We start from the raw sequence: 21324 nt of genomic DNA on the forward strand, positions 1-21324 counted from the left end.
ACCCAGGTAGAGATAATTTTTATCTTCGGCCATTAGTACCTCCTGTTTAACTAATTTTATTAAAAATTCCGCATATGGGAATAACTATTTTTCATTATATCCTTGACAATTTTCTTTTTTTAGTTAAACTATGGTGTGATTGCGAGTATAATATTAATGCTGGGGATAGAAACTTCGGATTATCGGATTGAACCAGGGGATGTCTTAGAAGTAGTGGTTTTAGGCCAGGAAGAATTATCCCGAGATTTACTTGTGATGCATAATGGAAATATCACTTTCCCGCTCGTCGGGGACATTAAGGTGGTAGGTCTCACTACTAAGGAGGTAGCTGATACCATTGCGATTTTATTAAAAAAATACTTTGTGCAGCCTTTGGTTTCGGTGATCCTTAAGGGTCCGAGTGTTTCTACGGTGGCAGTTTACGGGGAGGTAGTAAGGCCAGGGACGGTTCAATATCAACGCGGTCTCCGGGTGAGTGATTATGTAGCCCTCGCCGGAGGACCCAATGACCGTGCCAATCTAAAAAAAGTAAAGGTGGTGCGTAATACCGGTAACGGAATAAAGGTTTATACAATAAACTTGGAAAATATTCTAAAAAAGGGAAGCGAAAAAGATAATTTCGAACTCAAAGCCGGTGACTGGATATACATTGGTAAGAAGTTTATGATCAACTGGGGAACGGTGCTTCAATTTGCCACCCTGACATTGACAGCAGTCAATCTTTATGTAACGGTGGAGCGGCTTAAATGATGGTAGCGACTCCAATTTGGTTGGCTTATTTTTGTTAACCAAGGGGTAGGCTGGGCTGATGAATAATTGGGAAAAGTCGGAATATTATCTTGAACCTGAGAAACCATTGAATTTCCAGGAACTCTGGTTTAAATTTTTGCGCCGGCGTCGACTCTTTTTTATCTTCGCTTTACCGGTGTTTTTGGGGATTTTGATTGTTCGCCTCACGCGGCCTTATACCCCAATTTATCTTTCAAGTTTCGATTTAGGTGTAGCAGAAAATCGCACTGTGGAAGGATTTTTTACCGGAGTTTCGGAAACTCCTACGGTTCAAATTGGCACCGTTACTCAACGTATAATTGCCGATCTTTTAAGTATCAAGGTTGCTGAAAAAGTTGTTGATACCCTGGGTTTGTATGCATTTATTAAAGATGGCAGAGAGGAACTTCCCCTGAAGGTTCGGTTGCAATACAATTTTGAAAAACCAGCGGGACCTTATCAACTTAAGATTTTTGAAAACGGTTTTGCCTTAAAACTTGATGGGGAAGTTATTCAAAAGGATTTTGGTGATTATGTGGACCTTGGTTTTTTAAAGTTAACCGTTCCGCCCGGGGTAGAAGTAGTTCCTAATCGGAGTTATTCCATTATTTTTTACCCAAGAAATCGAATGGCACTGGCATTGCGGAACTCGATTTCGGTTAAGGTTTTGGAAGCCGATAAGGTTGAACGTGCTGGCGACCGATCCGGTGTGCCCGTTTCCGGTGAAGGAGCAGCAAAAAAGATGGTTTCGGCTAAGACCATTTTTCCCGGGATGAATATCATCGGGATCCTCAGGATTGAACTTTACTGGGGTAATAAAGAACAGGCATTGCGCATCGCTCGGGCACTTTCAGAAATTCTGGTTAAGGAGAACATCCAGGAGAAGAGTCTCCAGTATATCCAGTCCCGCCAATTCATTGAATCGCAACTTGCTTTTTATCAACAACGCCTGAGTGAACTCGAGGAACAGATAAAGAATTTTAAGGAAATCAAAAAAATTGCCGATCTCAAGGCTTCAACCCAGTCCTTGATAAATCAGGTAGCAACCTTGGAATCACGAAAGAATCAACTGGAGATTGAAGAAAAGATTTTGAGTGATATTAATAAATATCTCAGCAGTGACACACTGGGAGATATGCCATTAAATATTGCTACCACGATGATTTCGGACCAGGGCATTCAACAACTTTACACCCAACTCGTCCAGGCGGATGCTGAACTGAAGGGAGTGCTGAAGGAATATTCAACCCAGCATCCTAAGTATTCAGAGATAAAGGCAAGGTATGATGGTTTTAAGGAACAATTAAAGGTGGAGATTGCCAAAAGGGTATCAACGATCAAGACTGATATCCAAGGTGTTTCCAGTCAGATAAGAAATCTTCAGTTGAAACTTGAGAATATCCCCGCGGATGAGATCAACCTCGCGCGACTTGAAAGAGATCGAGAAACAGCGGAAAAATTGTATACTTTCTTTTCTGAAAAATTGGAAGAAACACGGGTTCAGGAAGCTGGAGTTACCTCCGATATCAAGATCATCAATCCGCCGTTTGTTTCCAATGCTCCCGTAAACCCACGCCGGGTGCCGCTCACGATATTTTTGGCATTTTTCTTTGCAATTCTTTCGGGTAGTGCGGTTGTTTTAATTGCCGAATATATAGATAATACCATTAAGGATCCGGAGACGATAAAAGAGAAATACAACCTCGCTGTCTACGCAATCATTCCTGGGGTTACTGATTCCCGTGAGAAAAAGATAATCCCGGGATTTAATTTGGATTACATAAAATATTCAGTATCGAATTGGTTGGGGTTCAAGAATCAAAATCATAAAAGCAGCCAGTTGAGGGTTGTTACTGACCATGCCAGTGCGGAATTTGAGGCATTTCGGAAATTGACGGTGCACTTGGAATTTGCTCATCCCGAGAAGGAATACCGTGTGCTTTATATCACCTCCTGCGGTCCTGAAGAGGGCAAGACCTTTATCTCTTTAAATCTTGGATATGTCTTTGCCAACAAGGGTAAAAAGGTTTTGTTGTTGGATACTGATTTTCGTAAAAAAAGAGGCAACCTCACGCATCTTGTGAAGTTACGGAAAGAGAAGGGGATATTTGATGTCCTGAAAGATGAAGCAGATTTGCAAACAGCGATAGTGCCATTTGGAAATAGGGGATTGAGCGAGGATAGACAAAACCCAGAGAAGAGTATCACCGCAGAAGATATTCCTCTCTTCATTTTGCCGGTGGGGAGTGTGCCACCAAATCCTTTTATATTCTTAGAATCGGAAAAAATGCAGCAATTGTTGGGGAAATTAAGGAGGGAGTTTGACTATATTTTAGTTGATGGCTTACCGATGCTTTTATTTGCGGATGCTACATATTTGGCACGTTATTGTGATGGTGTACTTTTGACAGTGATGTATAATAAAACCAATTACAAGGATTTGGAGAACTGTCAGGAAATACTCAACGCGGCGCATGCGGAGATAGTGGGAGTGGTGCTAAATGGTGCGCCGCTCCATTCGGGTGGTTATTATTACCACTACTACTACAAATACTATTCTCGTTATTATCGAGACGAAAAATAAAATTTTTGGCATCGGTATTTGAAAAAGTTCAGATAAGGAGGTAAGATGAAACGGATATTAATTTATTCGGCATCAGTTCTCGTACTTTTACCTTCCTGTACTGTTTTTACTTCTTCCGGGTTGATCGAAGTTGCTACGATTTATGGCTTTGTCAATGATGAGGAATATGAACCGATTAATGGTGTGGAAGTATCCGCAGCTGGGATGCCGGGAATAGTAACCTATACCAACGCTGCTGGTTATTATTTGCTTTCGGATTTATCGCCCGGCGACATTACTCTAATTTTTTCATGCCCAGGTTATGAATCAAAGTCAGTGGTGTGCCGGATAGAACCAGGAAAGAGGGTCGCAGTAAACCAGATTTTAAAGAAACTTGGGACTCGTAAAGGTGGTATTCGGGGGATAGTTGCAGACTATCTTACTAACGAACCTCTTGTGGCTGAGGTGACGATCATCGAATTAAACCGTAGCACCACTTCGGATAAAAACGGTTTTTTTGAGTTTGGAGATATACCCCCAGGACTTTATCTCTTAAAAGTTCAGGCTTTGAATTATGTTACTGCACAGACTGACATCCGGATAGAGGAAGGTAAGGTAACCGACCAAATGATAAGAATATTTCGCGAAGGTTCGACCATCATCCTCAAGGGCGTGGAATTTGAATTCAACAGTGCCCAACTGAAACCGGAATCTTACCCAATTCTTGATGATGCCGCACGGATTTTGACTATGCATCCCGAGATCGATGTGGAGATACAGGGGCACACCGATGATATTGGATCTGATGCGTATAATCTAAAATTGTCCCAAAAACGGGCAGAGGCAGTACGGGATTATTTGATTAATAAGCATATGATTGAACCGGTCCGTCTGATACCGGTAGGGTATGGAGAAAGAAGACCGATTGCGGATAATTCCACGGAGGAAGGACGACGGAAAAATCGGCGGGTAGAATTTTTAATCTTACATGAAAAAGAATAGAAAGGAGATTTTATGAGATGGACACTGTTTATCTTTTTGCCTATATTTTCACTCGCCCAGGTAGATACCGTCTGGGCAAGGAGATGGTCAAGTGCCGGTGCTTTGTCGGATTGGGCATATGCCTTGGCAATAGACGACTCCGGATTTATATATGTAACCGGGACTACCGAAAATTCAGGAACGAATAACGACTGGACGACCATAAAATATACTCCTTCCGGAGATACGGTCTGGGTACGGAATTTCGTCAGTCCTGGTTCATACAATGAACGGGCGAGTTGTATTACATTTGGTTTTTCTGGCAATCTTTATCTAACTGGCTATACCATGAGCTCAGGTGCTGGTGATTATTTGACCATAAAATACAGACCCAATGGTGATACCGCCTGGACGCGGCGTTATAATGGTACCGGAAACGGCTACGACTTTGCACACTGGGTATGTGTGGATGCCCAGGAGAATGTTTATGTCACCGGGTATAGCCGGGGCTTATCCTATCAAGATGATATTGCCACGGTTAAATATGATTCCAGCGGCAATCTGCTCTGGGTAACAAGGATCAATGGGGTAGGGAATTACAATGATAAGGGGCATAAGGTCATCGCGGATAATCGTGGTTTTGTATATGTTGTCGGTTATGTGAATCCTTACTCCACCGGAACACTTTATGATTATGTAACCATTAAATTGAACGCCGAAACCGGGGATACGATCTGGGTTCGGACCTATAATGACCCACTTGATAGCACTGATATTGCCCGGGATATCGAAGTCGACAGCGCGGGAAATGTTTATGTTACAGGTTCAGTGCGTTGGCCCGGCACTCTTACTGACATTTTTACCATAAAGTATGACCCGTCGGGTAATATATTATGGACAGCGCGTTATAACAATCCCGATACGAGTGGGGCGGATGGCGGTTACGGAATTAAAGTGGATCGCACAGGAAATGTCTATGTTGTAGGACAGAGTCAGGGATTGGGAACAGGGAGTGATATTGTTTTGATTAAGTATAGCCCGGAGGGCACTGAATTATGGGTCCGCCGGTATGATGGTCCGGCACATGGTTATGATACTCCTTCTGATGAAGTAGGAGGAAAATGTGTGGCAATGGATGAAGCGGGGAATATCTTTGTCGGTGGAACCAGTCGTAATCTCATTGGTTATAATGATTATGTTGCCTTGATGTATGATCCAAACGGTGATCAAAAATGGGCAGTCTTGTATGATTTTTCCGATTCATTGGATTATGGTCTTGCCATTGCGGTTCATCCCAATGCTGGTGAAGTAGTGTTGACTGGCAGGACAATAAGTGCAGCAAGTTACTATGATTGGGGCACGGTAAAATTTAGAAGTCTGGTAGGGAGCGAGGAGCACATTGTTTTTCCGTCACCTGCCAAAAGCGATGGACTGAAAGTATTCCCCAACCCTTGTCGGAGTTATTGTATAATTAAGTATCAAACGACAAATCCCGGAATGACCGTCCATATCCGAATTTTCGACTGCACGGGTAAGACCGTAAAACATTTTACGCCACGGGTTGCTGGTGGAGTTGATGATTATCTCATTTGGGAAGGAACCGATGAAAAGAACCAACGGTTACCCTTAGGTGTTTATTTTGTTGAAATGGTGGCTGGTCAAGGGAGAAAGACTGAAAAGTTAATTTTGCTAAAATAAATTAAGATTTCAAATTCTCACTTATCGGCTGGAAATTTGAGACCCAGCCGATAACTCCGTATCGTTGCCTGGCGTAGGAAAAGATGGAAAGCAATCGCCCAGAGAGTGGTCACGAAATTTTTTGTTGTCCAAAGAGTTTTGATGAATCTTTTGAATACCGCAATCCAGTTGTAAATTTTTTTCACAACATAACCGCGTGCTTTTTCTAATTCCCATGGTGTCAGTTGGAGAGGATGGTAGGTAATTTCTGCGAATGTGTAGTGTTCCCAATCTTCTGGATAGCGGGTATAAATTATTCTTCTCTGGCGGTATAACTCATCGAATAATTTGGTACCTGGCAGGGGTGTGAGATATGTTATCTGGATAGCATTGAGATTACTCCTTAAAATGTATTCGGTACGTTCCCTAATAGTTTTTAAAGAGTCAGTGTCCATGCCAAACATAAAGGCACCAATAACTCCGATGCCGTGCTCATTTATCCGTCTGAAGAGGTATTCCATTTTTTTAAGGTCTTTTTTTAAATTCAATCTTTTATTTATACTCTGGAGTGTGGGAGGATCATGGGCTTCGACACCGATAAAAAGTAATTTACAGCCACTTTGGGCGGCGAGGTTGAGTAATTCTTCATCCTCAGCAAAGTTGATTGAGGTTTGGCACCACCAATCTTTTTTAATTTTTTCTTCAATCATTCCCCTACATAGTTTTTTCAATCTTTCTTTAGCTGATGGTGTATGACCGATAATATTATCATCAACAAAAAAGATTTTTTTCTGGGGTATGGTTTTTAATTCCTCCAGAATTTGTTCTACCGGACGGAAACGCTGAGTACGACCGTAAAACGCACTCACCGAGCAAAACTTACAGTCCAGGGGACAACCACGGCTGGTTTCCACGGAGGCGAAAACATATTGAGGTGAGAAGAGATCACGCCGGGGAAATGGAGATTTGCTCAAATCCGCTGGTGAGCCTTTATAGAACCTTTTCAATTTTCCTTTTTCAAAATCAGCCAGTACCGCGGACCAAACATTTTCGCCTTCACCGGTTACGACTGCATCGGCATACTGTTGGGCTTCTGTGGGTCGCATGGTGATATGAAAGCCACCCATTACTACCGGGATATTCCTATCGCGGTAAACTCGGGCGATCTCATAAGCGCGGGGGGCGGTAGCAGAGAAAACGGTGAGTGCGACGAGGTCAGCTTCTTGAAAATAAAATGGGGTGAAATTTTCATCAATCAGCCGCACTTCCCAGGTGTCGGGGGTAAGGGCGGCAAGTAAACCTAACCCCAAAGGCTGGAATTTAGTGGCTTTATTTGCGGTCAGCCCAACACGATTTTTTGCAAAAGATTGATTTATAGGATTGATAAAGAGCAGACGCCTTTTCATTTCAAAATTATAACCTTTGTAATGGAAAAAGTCAAGTTAGCGACCCAGGGATTCGATTTTCTAAGTCCTCTTCACTTTCTGTCAAATCCATTTTTATGCGCTAAATTATTAGCGGTAGCCGCACCCTTCAGGGTGCGAAATATCCTGGGATTTAAAAACATTTATCCGCAGGCTAAAGCCTGCGCCTGCCATTTTACCGGTTACCACCCGACTAACTTTTTATTTATGCAATGCGAAAGCCTTGCCCTACGAAGGGCATCAATCAAAACCTTGTCCGACACTGAAATTATTAGATGCCCTTACCAATTTTGCCCATAGGTTTTATTGTCGCTAAATAAAACATTTTATAAAAATGTGGAAAGGACTCAGTTCGATTTTGTATTGACAAATCGAATATTCCGGCTATAATAATTTGTTATTTAGCGGCGTAGCTCAGCTGGCAGAGCAGGAGAATCATAATCTCTGTGTCGGGGGTTCGACTCCCTCCGCCGCTATGCAATTTATGTTATCAGTCAAAGAATATCTTAAAGAGGCTGCGAATTTTAATAAACGGATTGAAGTAATAGCCGACTTCTTAAACAACGCAAGTCTAAGACTAAATGAACTGGTAAAATTATTAGAGAAAATTTTTGATGCCCTGCGGCGAGGGAATAATCTTGTAGGTTTTTTAAAAAACTATGCTGAAGCATTCAAAAATCAACTGGTCAGTTTGGGTGAAGAGTTGAACAGAATAAAAGACCATCTGGTGCTTTACCAGAGGCAACTTAGGGCGGTTGAAAGTATAATAAAGCAAATCCGTCATACCACCCAAATTGTGGAAGAAAATGCACATTCGTTTGTGGCTTTGGCCCGCACGGTTAGCTATTTGGCTGAAAATATTGAAGTAAAAGCTTATCAGGCACGGCAGGAGGGCCGTGGGCTGGGGGTAATTTCCCGGGAGACATATAGTGTAGCACTGACATTTCAGAATCTGTTCCAAGAACTCGATAAATTCCTTGAAGTAATTAAGAAGCATATTGAACCATTTTTATCGGAAGTTGGACAAATATTGCAGGAGGCCGAAACTTCGGTTAGCGAAGTGGTGAGTTTGATGTCCTCCCTGGAGGCGTTGAGCGAATCACTTGCTGCCCTTCAGAGGTTTATTAACTCCACAGAGCGTGGAAGTAGTATATTGTTTCAACTTGAGAAAAAAATTAATGAGCGTTTGGTATGGATACAGAAGCAATTTAACGGAGCATTAAGGATGGTTGATGAAATATCCATCCGTGGTTCTGAAGTGGGGTCGCTTTCTCAAATTCTTTACGAATTGAACAACATTATAAATCGACCTTCCTGTTTCCAGCCAGGTGTTGAAGAGGTGGGGCATTTTACTTATTTGTTGCAGGAAAATATAAATTTACTAAGAAGGATCAAGCCGGCACAACAGCCTGTTCTCCTTTCTTCGGAAGTGCGTGCAGAACTTATTATGATAATAAACCAGGTGCGGGAATTATATAATTTAATCGCCGCTAACCGCAAAGAAATTGAAAAAATATCACTGATGACACAGAAGGTTGCCGAGATTCAGTTAGATTTAAATCAAATCGTTTCCCACCGCCATAGAGCGTTTGAAAAGATTGAAGAATTAAAAAGAATTCTTAAAGAGCAACTCCAATTTATGGAACATCATTTAGCCACCAATACCAATCTCATTACGAAATTGAAAACACTCGTTGTTTTTGCGCGCTTGGAGAAGAGTCATTGCTTGGAGCATGAAGGGTTACTGGCGCCGATTGTCGGGGAATTTAACAATCTTTTAAACCGCATGGTTAGATATTTTAACACCCTAGATTCAGGAGTCAGCGAGTTAAGGTATATTATCAACCGCCTTGAAACCTTTGGTTGGATTGACGGATTTATTCAAATAACCACTCCGGATTTTTCCCGTATCAAGATTTTTTTTGATGATACGGTCCGGGTTTTTGAAGATTGTTTGAACTATGCCGGTGCGATCAAAACAACGATGGAAAAGTTAGACAATGACAATTTCCTCTTGCGCCATCATTGGGATGTTTATCAGGAATCGGTAACCAGTTTGGTTAATTTTCAATCGGTCCTTGCTCAGTTATTGCCCCAAAAGGCGCCAGCGGTAGTTGTACACAGGGCAGAAAAAAGGTTAAAATTAAATTTATCTAACGACCCGGTGACACTTAAGCCAGACCTGAAGACCGATGTTCCTTCCCAGCAGGTGATTGTCAATTACTCAGCAGGATTATTCCAATTCGGATTGGGGACGGGAGTAATCCCTGGATTATGTGATGAATATATTCTTTCAGAAGATGGGCGGGAGTATATCTTTCATATACGTGAAGGCTTAAAGTATGCCAATGGAAAACGGATTTCCATTGAAGACATAAAACTTGGTATCATCAGGGGGTTGGACGGTCCGAATCACAATCTTTTGGAGATGATTGCGGGTAGTAAAGAATATTTACAAAACCGAGAAGAGAAGGCACTCCAGATAAAAATTCTGGATGCCCAGCGGTTGGGTATTACGCTGGAATATCCCTACCTGCCCTTTATTGCAAGTTTTGCTGCCAATCTTGCTGACCCCTATTTGGATGATGAATTGCCGGTAGGTGCAGGACCATTCCGTCTCCATCTCTGGGAGCGGGGTAAGAGGTTAATTCTGGAGGCGAATGATTTTTATTATGAAGGTCGACCTTCCCTTGATATTTTAGAGTTTGTCATAACGGTTGATGACGAACTGGGCTACGAATTATTCAAAAGTGGTGAGCTGGCGATTTATCAGCCAGGCCAAAGATTATTACACAAAGTAAGATCGGAGTTTCCGGATTTGTTGGTGACCTATCCCGAACTCTCTATCCAGTTTCTTTGTTTCCACTGTCAACGTCCACCCTTTAATAATAAATTGGTGCGCCAGGCAATTGCCCACGCCATTGACGTAGAGAAGTTGGTCGCAGAATTGTTACCCGGTTTGGCAATACCCGCCCGTGGTATATTTCCACCTTCATCCCCCATGTATAACCGGCGGCTCAGTGGTTATCGATATGACCCAGGAATGAGCCGTGAACTTCTTGCCCGTGCTGGTTTTTCCACGGGTTTACCAGATGTTTATCCTTTGCTGGTTAGTGATACCACACCTTCTTTGAAAAGGGCAGAATTTATTAAATCAAGTTTAGGCGAGATTGGTATTAGGGTAGAAATCAATCCAATGCCCTGGCATGATTTTCTGGAAAACTGCTATCGGGGTAATTTTCATCTTTGCCTCCAAGGATGGGTTAGTGATACCGGTGACCCGGATAACTTTCTCTATCCTCTGTTTCACTCAAATTCTTTTGGCTATGCCGGCAATACCTTCTTTTTCTCCCATCCCGAGATTGACCGGATGATCGAGCAGGCGCGTCAGATTCGCAATATCAAGCAACGTTTGAAATATTATCAAGAGATTGAAGAGAGGATTCTTGAGGAGGCACCAGGTGTTTTTCTTTTCCACGGCCTGAAAAATATTGTCGTCCGCAAAGAGGTGCGTGGTTTTAAACCCCATCCTTTAGGTATCATCCGGGCAAAATATCTACGGTTGGCATCAACCCTGGAGAATAAGAGAATATCGGAAAATTACTTCAACACACCACGGTTGCTAACCGTTTAGAGGGGGTGTTATGGCAAAAAAAGAAGACATTGATATCCTGGCTGACCTGGAAGAGAAACTCGGTCAGCTGGAAAAGGTAGAGAAGGATCTCGCTAACAAGATGAAAGAGTTAAAATCCGCTGAAGAAAAACTGGCAGAAACTTATGCGACACAGATGGAATTGACAGGTGAGATTGAGGAATTAAAGAAGACTTTACAGGATTTACGAAGAGAGGAAAAGTCAATACGTGAGGCTTTGAAGTCAGCAGAACGAAATGGACAGAAACTGAGTTCCCTTCAGCGCGAGGTTGCCCAACTGGTTGCGGAAAAAGAAAAGAGTGAGACTCGTCTCAAAGAACTGAAGGCAGAGATTGAAAAATTGAATAATGAAAAAGCGAAACTTGAAGATTATATTGAAAAACTGAAAATCCGGCAGAGTGAAGCGGCAAAAAAATGCGAAGATTTAGAAACCCGGTACACCGCGCAGGAAAAAGAATACCATGAGCAGGAAAAATTATACAATGAAATAAAATTGAAGACCGAGGAATTACGTAATGAATATCAGAGTGTAGAGCAGACTTTAAAGGCTGCCCTTTCTGATCTTCGTGCGACGGAGAAAGATTTAAAATCGATAAACGAAGAGCGTAATGCCCTTAATAAGGAGCTGGTCGCCTTACGGAAAAACCTGGAAAAAGATGAAGCCCGTCATCAGAAAATTGTTAGCGAAGTGCAAACTTTGACTGAAGAAAGAGAACGGCTACAAAAATTGCTTGAGGAGTATCGGGCCGAAGAGAAGGAGCTGGGTGAAAAATTACAGGAGATAAGACAGGCGCACCAGCAGGAGAGTGCGGAGCTCGAGGAATTAAAAAAAGCGGTTGCCGAATTGAAAGACACAAAAGAAAAATTAATGCAGGAGAATGAGGAATTAGTAAAATTGAAAAAAGAACATGACGAACTGACTGAAAAACTCAATCAGTTAAAGAAAGAAGAAGCAGAGTTGGTGTCGAATATCTCCAACTATCAGCTGGAATACAGCACGCTGGAAGTATCATTTAATGAATTAGAGAAAAAATACAGGGCAGAAGAAGCGAAATTTGCCGAACTGAAAGCGAACATTGAGCAGTTGAAAGAGGAAGAACATAGTTTACAGGCAAGCGTTGAAAAATTAAGAGAGGAACACAGTCAGCTCAACCCGGTGGTCGCAGAATTGAAGGAACAAGAAAAGGAACTGCGAAATATTGAACCTGAGTATAAGAAAATAAAAGAAGAATATACACGCTTAAGAGAAGAAGCCCAGAAGTTAACCCATTCAATTGAATCAGCCAAAAAACGGATTGAAGAATTGCAACCCCGCGTTGAGGAATACGAAAAGATAGAAAAAGAGTATCAATTGAAGACCGCAGAACTGAAAAGTGCAGAAGAACAACTCCGGTTGAGTCGCGAAAAAATAAAACACATTGAGGAGGAATATGAAAGAATCAACGCGGAACTACCGAAACTTCGTGATGAATATGAGGAATTGCAACTGGCAATTGAGGAGAATGAGAAGGTAAAACAGTTACTGGAAACGAGGAAGAAAGAACTGGCGATGGTGGAGGATAAGATAGAAGACCAGCGCAAGGAACTTGCCACCCTCACGGAGAAGCTTGAAATTTTAAAGAAAGAAGAAGCCAAGGCGGTTGAAGATTTAAACAAAGAGACAAAGGAATTGTTGCGAATAAGGGATAAATATAAAGATGAGATTGAGAAGTTAACCGGCCACCGTAAGGAGATTGAAGAAAAAATAAACGATTTAAAGATTGTTCTTTCTGAGACTGAAGGAAAAGTAGAAAAGGCAAAGGCGGTGGAAGCGAATATGTTGGCAAAAATTGATAAGCGGCGTGAGGAGCTCGTAAAAATTAACCAGGAAATTGAGCAAAATAAGGCAAAGATTAAGAAAGAATGTGAGGAAGAGTTAGAGAAGCTGGCTGCCGCCCGTAATGAAATTAAGGAATTGGAAACGAAAAAGAAAGAAGCAGCAATAATCATTGCTAAGGCAGAAGAGTTTAAAAAATCTATTGTGAAGTTGAAGGAAGAAAAAGAGGGGCTGGAAAAAGCCATTGTCGAAAAGAATAAAGAATTGGAAAAGTTAAAAATATTTATCGCCCGACTTAAAGAAGCCCAGGCACCCAAGGCCAAGGAAGGAGAGAAGAAGACGGATATTTCATTTTAACACAATTGAAAAAATTTTATGAATATTTTATTTCTTATCATTGGGATTTTCTTTTACACTCTCAGTTATGCAATCTTCTTGATCCCTCATAACATTGTCCCGGGCGGCGTTTCCGGACTGGCAATAATTTTTCATATCCTTTTTGCTACGCCCGTGGGCATCATGGTGATAATTCTTAATATCCCTTTGTTCATCCTCGCACTCCGGATTCTCGGGCTTTCTTTAAGCCTGAAGTCAGTCATCACCATTTTGGTGACCAATTTGTTCATTGATTTTTTAACCTACACTGTTAAGGTTACTACTCCTACCCAAAATCCAATACTGGCTTCCATTTACGGCGGTGTGATGTTAGGGATTGGTCTGGGTTTGATATTCAGAGGGGGTGCCAATACCGGAGGCACGGATATCATCGGACAGATTCTTAATCGATTTACCAATTTCTCTGTGGGTATCTGGATACTCATTGTGGACACCGGGATTATCACCTTTGCCGGAGTAGTAACCCATTCAATAGAACTTGCTCTTTTAGGATATCTCGCACTTTTTTTGTCCACCCGTGTAATTGATTTAATTTTAGAAGGATTTGATTATGCCCGGGCGGCTTTTGTTATCAGTGCTGAGACCGAAAAGGTGGTTGAGAGTATTTACGAAAAATTGGGCCGGGGTGTCACAATACTGGACGGATACTCACCTTACACCAAGGCAAAACGGCCGGTGATCATGTGCGTGATCACTAAGCGGGAGACGGAAAATTTAAAAAGACTCGTGAAGAGCATTGACCAGAATGCCTTTGTAATTTTTACCGATGTCTTTGAAGTATTGGGTCATGGTTTTCGCCCCCGGGTTTAAGAGTGCGATGTGGATAGGCCTCCTGATAATCGTTTTGTTATCGGGTTTTGGGTGTTGTACCCCCAAGAGGCATTTTTTTGCTCCTGTCCTTCTGGAATATAAAATAGAGTATCCTGATCGTGCTAGACAACTGGGTGTTGCTGGGAAAGTTAATTTAAGGGTGCTAGTCAATGAACAGGGGAGGGTCGAACAGGTTCGCTTGTTGAACTCTTCCAACAATGCGTTGCTGGATTCAGCCGCAGTGAGTATTGCTTATTCTTTTGTATTTTCTCCCGCCTTGATGGGGGATAAGCCAGTCAAAGTCTGGGTGAATCTGCCGATTGAATTCAAATTTGAAGATTTAAAGCCAGAAATCTGGTTGGTAGAAGTCAAAGAATTACAGAAAGCCATTGCCCAGAAATATCAGGAGGACCGGGTTATGGAGTTATATAGACTTTATAAAAAATTAATCTACTCACCGAGAAAAACGATTGAATTAAAGGTAAATGATTATATAAAATTGGCGGTTGAGGAAAAAACTGCGCAACTTTGGAAGGGATATTGGCATTTATACCCGGCTCTGCCCATTTTATTTTTTGATATCATCTACCGTTATCCGGATTCCTATGCACGATTTTTAGCAGAAGAGGAATTCCAGGAATTCTTTGAAGAAGAGAAAAAATTGATACGCAATAACCTTCCTGTACCATTGGCGGATTCCCTCATCAACAGGTTTACTCGAGTTTGGAATGACTTTTAGAGATCCAAGAACAGTCTTATGTTTTCCTTATTCGGGTGAGCGCCACCCGGATTGGTATCCCGTTGATTTCTAATTCTTTTTGAACTTCTCCAGATGGTTCTTTTTCTGTTTCTGCTACTTCTACAGCCAAAGTTTCGTTTTTGAGATAATCCAGGTTTTTATTGATTGCCTGCTTTAACTTATCATGGGTTTTATAGAATATCTTTATCCGATCGGTGAGTTGAAAATCACCTTCCTTGCGCAATAATTGAATTTTGTGGATTAATTCCCGTACCAGTCCTTCGGCCTCCAGTTCTTCGCTAATTGCGGTGTTTATCGCAACCAAAAGACCTATTTCTTCTGCTATTGCCCAATTCGCTAATTCCTGCTTTTTGATTTCAACATCATCAGTGGTTAATTCCAACGACTTTCCGTCAATGATACACGGCCACCGGCCATTTTTTATAAACTCGCTAATTTCTTTTTCCTTCAACGCTTTAATCAAATCACCTACCTTCGGAGCTAAAGCACCGTATTTAGGACCAATGCGATCGAAACGCGGGGTGATAGTGTAGGTATATAAGGCTTCAACATTTTTCAAAAATTGAATTTTTTTAATGTTCAACTCCTCAAGGATGGTATTGATGGATTGAGTGTCGAGAGGTTTTTCTTCAGCCCAGTAGACGACCATTTCGGCAAGAGGCTGACGGACTTTGATATTCACTTTATTACGCGCAGATCGTCCCAGGGATACGATCCGGCGTACGAGGGCAATTTCTTCTTCAAGTTTTAAATCGATCATCGTCTCATCCGCTTGCGGAAAGTCGCAGAGATGGATACTTAAGGGAGCAGACGGATCGACACTCCGCACCAGATTTTGATACATATCTTCGGTCCAGAAGGGAACGATCGGAGCTATAATTTTGATCAGGGTCAAAAGGCAATTATAAAGCACGAGGTAGGCAGTTTCTTTGTCCAGGTCATTTTCAGATTTCCAGAAGCGCCGTCGATTGCGCCGCAGATACCAATTGGATAGTTCATCAAAATAATTTTCAACTTCTTTTACAACCGAGGCAACATCATAGTCATCATAGTGATGCTCGCACCTTTTAATCAAGGAATTAGTCCGGGAGAGTATCCAGCGGTCTAACTTGGTCAAATTTTCCCGGCTCATTTGTTTCCCTACTGGATTGAAGTTATCAATATTAGCATATGTGATAAAGAAAGAGTAGACATTCCAGAGGGTCAATAAATTGCGCTTGATCTCTTCAGCCGGTCCATATCCGAAATTGAGATTCTGAACCGGATTGTGCTTGGCAAACATCCAGCGCATCACATCTGCCCCCATCTTTTCCGCCGCTTCGTCAAACCAGATCGCATTACCTTTGCTTTTGTGCATCTCTTCTCCGTGCTCATCTCGCACCAGGGCATGCCCAAGTAGCACTTTAAAAGGAGGTTTATTTTCCAGAACCGTGCTCATCGTCAGGATCGCATAAAACCAATTCCGGAATTGTCCGGGAAAGCATTCGGTGATGAAATCTGCTGGAAACCATTTTTCCCAGTAAGATTTATCGTAGGGATAGCCATTGTAGAGATTGTGCATATCCTCAGGCGGTCTTAAAGTGGAATAAGGAACGATGCCCGCATCAAGCCAGGGATTACCGACATCCGGAATGCGGGACATCAGATTACCGCATTTTTCACATTTAATCTTTATTTTATCAACCCAAGGTCGGTGTGGTGTATGACCTTCAAATTCATCCCAGCCAATGACTGCCTTTTCTTTCAATTCATCCCGGGAGCCGATAACCGTAAAGAAACCACAGGTGCATTCCCAGATCGGCAGCGCCAGCCCCCAGTAGCGCTTCTTTGAAATACACCAATCCGCCATGTTCCTGAGCCAATCTAATTCCCGCTCCAGGCCCCATTCCGGAATCCAGCGTTCTACCTTTTTTGCGACCTCGGCGATTTCGTGCCGTAATGTATCCATTGAGATATACCATTCATCCACCAGCCTGAAGATCAATTCGCTATCACATCGCCAGCATATCGGATAACGGTGGGTATAATCTTCGACTTCATAAAGGATATCCCTTTGCCGGAGGTCATTAATTATCGCCTCGGTAACCTCGTTAACATTCTTACCACTCAACCAGTCAAAACCTTCGAGGTAATAACCTAATTCATCCAAAGGCGCAATTGTGGCTAAGCCAAATTCCTTACCGAGGGCAAAATCTTCTTTACCACAGCCCGGGGCAATATGGACGAGACCGGTTCCTTCGCTCTCACTTATCTCTTCCCAAGGAATGACTTTGTGGATCACTCCCTTCTGCACCGGGAGATAATCAAAGGGTCCAACATATTCCCATTCGAGCAGTTCCTTGCCAGGCATTTCGGCGAGGATTTCATATTTTCCCTTTAATACCCGGAGGAGATTTTTGGCAAGGTAATAGATTGCTCCATTATTTTTCACCTTGGCATAGATATAGTCCGGATGGACGGCTACCGCGGTATTTGAAGTCAGAGTCCAGGGGGTGGTTGTCCAGACCAGAAGGTACTCGTTTTCCCGACCTTTGAGGGGAAAGCGTACAAAAACTGCCTTATGGGTCAATTCTTGATAACCTTCGGTGGCAATTTCCATATCACTTATTGCTGTACCACAGCGTGCACACCAGGGCATGACATCGGTTCCTTTATAAATCAACCCTCGTTCGTGGCATCTTTTCAAAAAATACCAGATGGTGTAATTATTCACCTCGCTCATTGTGTAATAAGAGTGACTCTTTTTCATCCAGTCTTTATCATCAAGACTTGTCTTCCATTCGCCCCAGTCCATCCACATCCCGAGGCGGATTGATTGTTCGGTTTGAATCATGGAATATTTATGAACCCGTTCTTGACATTTTAAAACAAAGCGGTCTATTCCGTATTTTTCGATATCCCGCTTGGAGGTAAAACCAAGTTCTTTTTCTACTTCTACTTCCACCCATAGTCCCTGGCAGTCAAATCCATTTTGGTACCGTTGTTCAAACCCTTTCATTGTTTTATAGCGCTGGAAAATGTCCTTGTAGGTCCGTCCCCAGGCATGGTGGACACCCATCGGATTATTAGCGGTGATCGGTCCATCCTGAAAAGACCATCTCTTTTTGCCCTTATTTTTTGCCTTATAAAGTTGAAATACCTGGGTTTGTTCCCAGAATTTGAGGATTTTATGTTCCAGTTCTGGGAAGTTTAGATCTTTTGGAACCGGTATAAAATTCATAGTCATTATTATAGCCAAAAAAATTGATCTTGTAAAGTAGCAATGTAACTGACTCCTCTCAACTTTTTGTCAAATTATTTTTATGCGCTGAATTATTAGAGGTAGCCGCACCCTTCAGGGTGCGAAATACCATGGGATTTAAAAACATTTATCCGCAGGCTACGCCCTGTGCCTACCATTTTAGCGGTTACCACCCGACCACTTCCGGTGGGCATTTTTTATTTATGCAAGGCTAATGCCTTGCCCTACAAAAGTACCCAAAGCTAAATCATTGGTTACCCCTTACAAATCTTGCCCATGAGTTTTATCGTTCCTTTGATATAAAAATATGGAGAGGACTCAGGCAATGTAAAATCGGGAATCAAGATGTGGAGATTTTACTTACCGCCCACCTGAATACTTTTAACAATCTTCACCAGATAATCATATTCAAGATTGACTGCATCTCCTTTTTTTCTTAGCCCAAGGGTGGTATGCTCGAGAGTGTAGGGAATTAAAAAGACTGAGAAGATATTGCGGGAGATACTCCCAATCGTGAGACTTACCCCATCGATAGCTATCGAGCCCCGGGAAATTAAAAACTTTTCATTTTCCGGTGCAATCTGGATATAATATTCATTATTCTCTATCCTCACAATTCGTCCAACCTCATCTACATGACCCAACACGATATGGCCTCCCACCCGACCATTAAATGATAGTGCCCTCTCCAGATTCACATAATCACCCGTCTTCCAGAACTCCAGAGTCGTTCTGGACTTGGTCTGGGTCATGGCTTCTACCAGAAAACCATTTTTTGTTTTTTCAATCACGGTCAAACAAATTCCCTGGATAGAGACACTCTCGCCGATATTCACAGCCAGGCTTGATTGTATTTCCAATTTGTTGATTCGCCCCTTGATAATTTTGACGATCCGACCTTTTTCTTCAACGATTCCGGTAAACATACAACTTATCCTCACCAATGCTGAGGGCGATCATATTTTTAAAATCCACCCCGTTCTCTTCAAGAAAATTTATCCCGCGGCCAACGGTTTTCGGAGCCACAAAGATATACAGTTCATCATATAATTTCTTCTCCAGCAATTGGCTAAAAACAATCCCTCCACCTTCTACCATGACTGAACCAATACCTAAACTACCGAGATTTTCAAAGATGGTCTTCAATGGATAATAATCACCGGGGAGAAAGACGAATTCCACTCCGGCTTCTTTCAGGTCTTTAATTTTTCGGGCATTATTATCAGCGTTTGTAAAGATTATCCGTCGGGCATCATCTTTTAAAAAATTGGCGGTCATCGGGATTTTTAAATGGGGATCGATGACTACCCGAGCAGGATTTTTCCGGCACACATAACGATCGGTAAGATAAGGATTATCCATTAAGATGGTATTGATTCCGACCAGGACAGCATCCACTTGGCTCCGCAGGGAATGGACAAAACGCCGGGCGGCTTCGCCTGTAATATACTTATCCGGGAAATCCGATATTCGGCCATCGGCAGATGCGGCAATTTTTACAATGATATAAGGGAGTTGGGTTGTAATGTATTTTGTATAAAAACGATTTAGTTCTTGAGCTTCTTTTTCCAGAACTCCTACTGTGGTGGAGATATTGTTCTCGTTTAAAATCCGATAACCATTTTTATAAACCAATGGATTGGGATCGTACATTGCCATTACTACCCTTTTTATTTTATACTTTAGAATTGTTTCGACACATGGTGGTGTGCGTCCCTTGATGGTACAGGGTTCAAGATTGACATATAAAGTAGCCCCGGCTGCCCGCGTTCCGGCTTGGAGAAGAGCAATGACTTCGGCATGGGCTTCACCAATTTTCCGATGGAATCCACGACCGATGATCTTGTTGTTTTTTACCACTAATGCCCCAACCAACGGATTGACTGCGGTTCGTCCCCAACCATTTTTTGCTAATGCCAATGCCTCAGCCATAAATCTAATATCAAAGACATCTGGATTCATAAAGTCTTTTAATTATAAACAGAGATGAGATGAAGTCAAGATAATCCACTTGATGTGTTTATTAAGTTTCACTAAAAGATAAAGGGGCGGTAATGCCGCCCCTTTTATCTTACTTTCTATTCGAGATTTAACGGCCAGGTGCCAGGTAAGGATAATTCGGCTTGTTCTGGTAGGCGTATTTCAACTTGATATAATCTTGGGCATGATTCACTTCCTGGATGAGCACCTTTACATAATTTCCTTCGGTAGTTTTGCAGAGGAGGAGGTCATTATTATTCACCACAGCACGGTCAGAAGTACCAAAATTAACTTGGCTGAAGTCCCAGGATTCCCAGGTATAGGTGGTATCCAATTTTACAATCAAGGTGCTCCGACCATTGGGACGGGCACTCGCACTCACCAGTTGGGCAGTCACGGTATCAATCGCATCGGCAAAGACATCGGCATTGGGAAATTCGTTATTGACCTCATTGAGAATTTCACCGGTGGAGAATTTTAATGCACAACTATCCTCGTTAAGTGGAGGTTGCCCAGAGGCAGAAAGTTCGAGTTTAATCTTTCCAATCACAAATTCAGGTCTGGGCGAAATCTGGACTACTGGTACATCCTCGTTATAGGAGCCGACCTTGTCATCTTTATTGACGGTGCGGACTTGGAAGAAATACACGGAATCAGGACTCAAACCAGTGACCTTGAAGGTATTTGTCAGGATGACAGTGGTATTGACAGGAGAAAGATCTTCACCATCTTCAACCATCAGAGAGGCGGAGTCAGTGGAGTAATAGACATTGTAACCTTTGAAATCATCGTGCTGCGTGACAGTCGTATCTTCGCGCCAGGTTAAGGTTACTGAATTGGAATCGGCAACGACACCGATGATTTCGGGTGCGGCAAGCTTCTCAGCCTTACCACCGCAACCCGCAAGAATGATAATCGATGCCAAGGCGATTAAGCCATACATTAATCTCTTCATTCTTAACTCCTTTTTTCAAACCCTCAGAGACCAAATCCGCTGTGTCACAGCGGAGTGATTAATGCGGATGTTCCCAGGCACATCCGCAAAGCCCATCCCACATTTCATTTTTTTCCTTATCACCTCCTTTCTTAAACGAAATTTTAAACCTCGAAAATTATATCCAAAATTCCATTTTTGTCAAGGATACGATTTGAATCAAAAATAATCTTACCGAAGTGGGGTTATTTAATCAAAATAAAATATCTTACCCAAATACTTGAAAACATAGGCACCCCTGGATATATTCTATCCGAAAGGA

13 protein-coding genes and 1 tRNA gene are annotated in these 21324 nt (G+C 42.2%); 9 read left to right on the forward strand and 5 right to left on the reverse strand.

The window, feature by feature from the left end:
* The first annotated feature begins 135 nt into the window (after positions 1 to 135).
* From ABIL39_09160 to ABIL39_09175, 4 genes are read left to right on the forward strand one after another with little or no spacing between them, the layout of a single operon-like run.
* Positions 136 to 750: a polysaccharide biosynthesis/export family protein gene (locus tag ABIL39_09160; GenBank protein ID MEO0166290.1), complete on the forward strand. Its 615-nt coding sequence runs from the start codon at positions 136 to 138 to the stop codon at positions 748 to 750.
* A 58-nt stretch (positions 751 to 808) separates the two neighbouring features.
* A complete protein-coding gene (locus ABIL39_09165; protein ID MEO0166291.1) occupies positions 809 to 3352 on the forward strand; it encodes a polysaccharide biosynthesis tyrosine autokinase in 2544 nt (847 codons plus the stop codon).
* 45 nt (positions 3353 to 3397) lie between these two features.
* A complete protein-coding gene (locus tag ABIL39_09170; protein ID MEO0166292.1) occupies positions 3398 to 4333 on the forward strand; it encodes an OmpA family protein in 936 nt (311 codons plus the stop codon).
* A gap of 12 nt (positions 4334 to 4345) precedes the next feature.
* The gene (locus ABIL39_09175; GenBank protein ID MEO0166293.1) at positions 4346 to 6010 is read left to right on the forward strand and encodes an SBBP repeat-containing protein; all 1665 of its coding nucleotides are present in this window, start codon (positions 4346 to 4348) and stop codon (positions 6008 to 6010) included.
* A gap of 17 nt (positions 6011 to 6027) precedes the next feature.
* Here ABIL39_09175 and ABIL39_09180 read toward each other — a convergent pair whose 3' ends face one another.
* Positions 6028 to 7395, reverse strand: a complete 1368-nt coding sequence (locus ABIL39_09180) for a radical SAM protein (GenBank protein ID MEO0166294.1) — start codon at positions 7393 to 7395, stop codon at positions 6028 to 6030.
* Between the two features lie 421 nt (positions 7396 to 7816).
* Here ABIL39_09180 and ABIL39_09185 point away from each other — a divergent pair.
* The 5 genes from ABIL39_09185 (at position 7817) to ABIL39_09205 (ending at position 14826) form a co-directional block, all read left to right on the forward strand.
* A tRNA-Met gene (locus ABIL39_09185) sits at positions 7817 to 7889 on the forward strand.
* Between the two features lie 8 nt (positions 7890 to 7897).
* Entirely contained in the window at positions 7898 to 11047 is a 3150-nt protein-coding gene (locus ABIL39_09190; protein ID MEO0166295.1) for an ABC transporter substrate-binding protein, read from the forward strand.
* A gap of 10 nt (positions 11048 to 11057) precedes the next feature.
* Positions 11058 to 13238 carry a hypothetical protein gene (locus tag ABIL39_09195; GenBank protein ID MEO0166296.1) on the forward strand — a complete coding sequence of 727 codons (2181 nt, stop codon included), beginning with the start codon at positions 11058 to 11060 and terminating at the stop codon, positions 13236 to 13238.
* A gap of 18 nt (positions 13239 to 13256) precedes the next feature.
* Positions 13257 to 14087, forward strand: a complete 831-nt coding sequence (locus ABIL39_09200; protein MEO0166297.1) for a YitT family protein — start codon at positions 13257 to 13259, stop codon at positions 14085 to 14087.
* 7 nt (positions 14088 to 14094) lie between these two features.
* Positions 14095 to 14826, forward strand: a complete 732-nt coding sequence (locus ABIL39_09205; GenBank protein ID MEO0166298.1) for an energy transducer TonB — start codon at positions 14095 to 14097, stop codon at positions 14824 to 14826.
* A 16-nt stretch (positions 14827 to 14842) separates the two neighbouring features.
* On the opposite strand, the gene ileS is transcribed toward ABIL39_09205, so the two are convergent.
* The 4 genes from ileS to ABIL39_09225 all read right to left on the reverse strand — a co-directional run bounded on the left by ileS (position 14843) and on the right by ABIL39_09225 (position 21023).
* Entirely contained in the window at positions 14843 to 18067 is a 3225-nt protein-coding gene (gene ileS / locus ABIL39_09210) for an isoleucine--tRNA ligase (GenBank protein ID MEO0166299.1), read from the reverse strand.
* Between the two features lie 377 nt (positions 18068 to 18444).
* Positions 18445 to 19014 (reverse strand): riboflavin synthase, encoded by a 570-nt coding sequence (locus tag ABIL39_09215; protein MEO0166300.1) that lies wholly within the window; start codon positions 19012 to 19014, stop codon positions 18445 to 18447.
* Entirely contained in the window at positions 18995 to 20050 is a 1056-nt protein-coding gene (ribD, locus tag ABIL39_09220; GenBank protein MEO0166301.1) for a bifunctional diaminohydroxyphosphoribosylaminopyrimidine deaminase/5-amino-6-(5-phosphoribosylamino)uracil reductase RibD, read from the reverse strand. Before ribD ends, ABIL39_09215 begins: the two co-directional genes overlap by 20 nt.
* 127 nt (positions 20051 to 20177) lie before the next feature.
* On the reverse strand, positions 20178 to 21023 hold the full coding sequence (locus ABIL39_09225) for a fibronectin type III domain-containing protein (GenBank protein MEO0166302.1): 846 nt from the start codon (positions 21021 to 21023) through the stop codon (positions 20178 to 20180).
* Positions 21024 to 21324 lie beyond the last annotated feature (301 nt).

Source organism: candidate division WOR-3 bacterium, from assembly GCA_039802205.1.
In the GTDB taxonomy this organism is placed as follows: domain Bacteria; phylum Hydrothermota; class Tepidihabitantia; order SM23-42; family JAOAFX01; genus JAOAFX01.

Excerpts from the sequence above, each read along its gene's own strand:
- ABIL39_09200 (MEO0166297.1), top strand. The coding sequence starts at position 13,257 with ATGAATATTTTATTTCTTATCATTGGGATTTTCTTTTACACTCTCAGT.
- ABIL39_09175 (MEO0166293.1), top strand. The coding sequence starts at position 4,346 with ATGAGATGGACACTGTTTATCTTTTTGCCTATATTTTCACTCGCCCAG.
- ABIL39_09170 (MEO0166292.1), top strand. The coding sequence starts at position 3,398 with ATGAAACGGATATTAATTTATTCGGCATCAGTTCTCGTACTTTTACCT.
- ileS (MEO0166299.1), bottom strand. The coding sequence starts at position 18,067 with ATGAATTTTATACCGGTTCCAAAAGATCTAAACTTCCCAGAACTGGAA.
- ABIL39_09225 (MEO0166302.1), bottom strand. The coding sequence starts at position 21,023 with ATGAAGAGATTAATGTATGGCTTAATCGCCTTGGCATCGATTATCATT.
- ABIL39_09165 (MEO0166291.1), top strand. The coding sequence starts at position 809 with ATGAATAATTGGGAAAAGTCGGAATATTATCTTGAACCTGAGAAACCA.
- ABIL39_09205 (MEO0166298.1), top strand. The coding sequence starts at position 14,095 with ATGTGGATAGGCCTCCTGATAATCGTTTTGTTATCGGGTTTTGGGTGT.
- ABIL39_09195 (MEO0166296.1), top strand. The coding sequence starts at position 11,058 with ATGGCAAAAAAAGAAGACATTGATATCCTGGCTGACCTGGAAGAGAAA.
- ABIL39_09180 (MEO0166294.1), bottom strand. The coding sequence starts at position 7,395 with ATGAAAAGGCGTCTGCTCTTTATCAATCCTATAAATCAATCTTTTGCA.
- ABIL39_09190 (MEO0166295.1), top strand. The coding sequence starts at position 7,898 with ATGTTATCAGTCAAAGAATATCTTAAAGAGGCTGCGAATTTTAATAAA.
- ribD (MEO0166301.1), bottom strand. The coding sequence starts at position 20,050 with ATGAATCCAGATGTCTTTGATATTAGATTTATGGCTGAGGCATTGGCA.
- ABIL39_09215 (MEO0166300.1), bottom strand. The coding sequence starts at position 19,014 with ATGTTTACCGGAATCGTTGAAGAAAAAGGTCGGATCGTCAAAATTATC.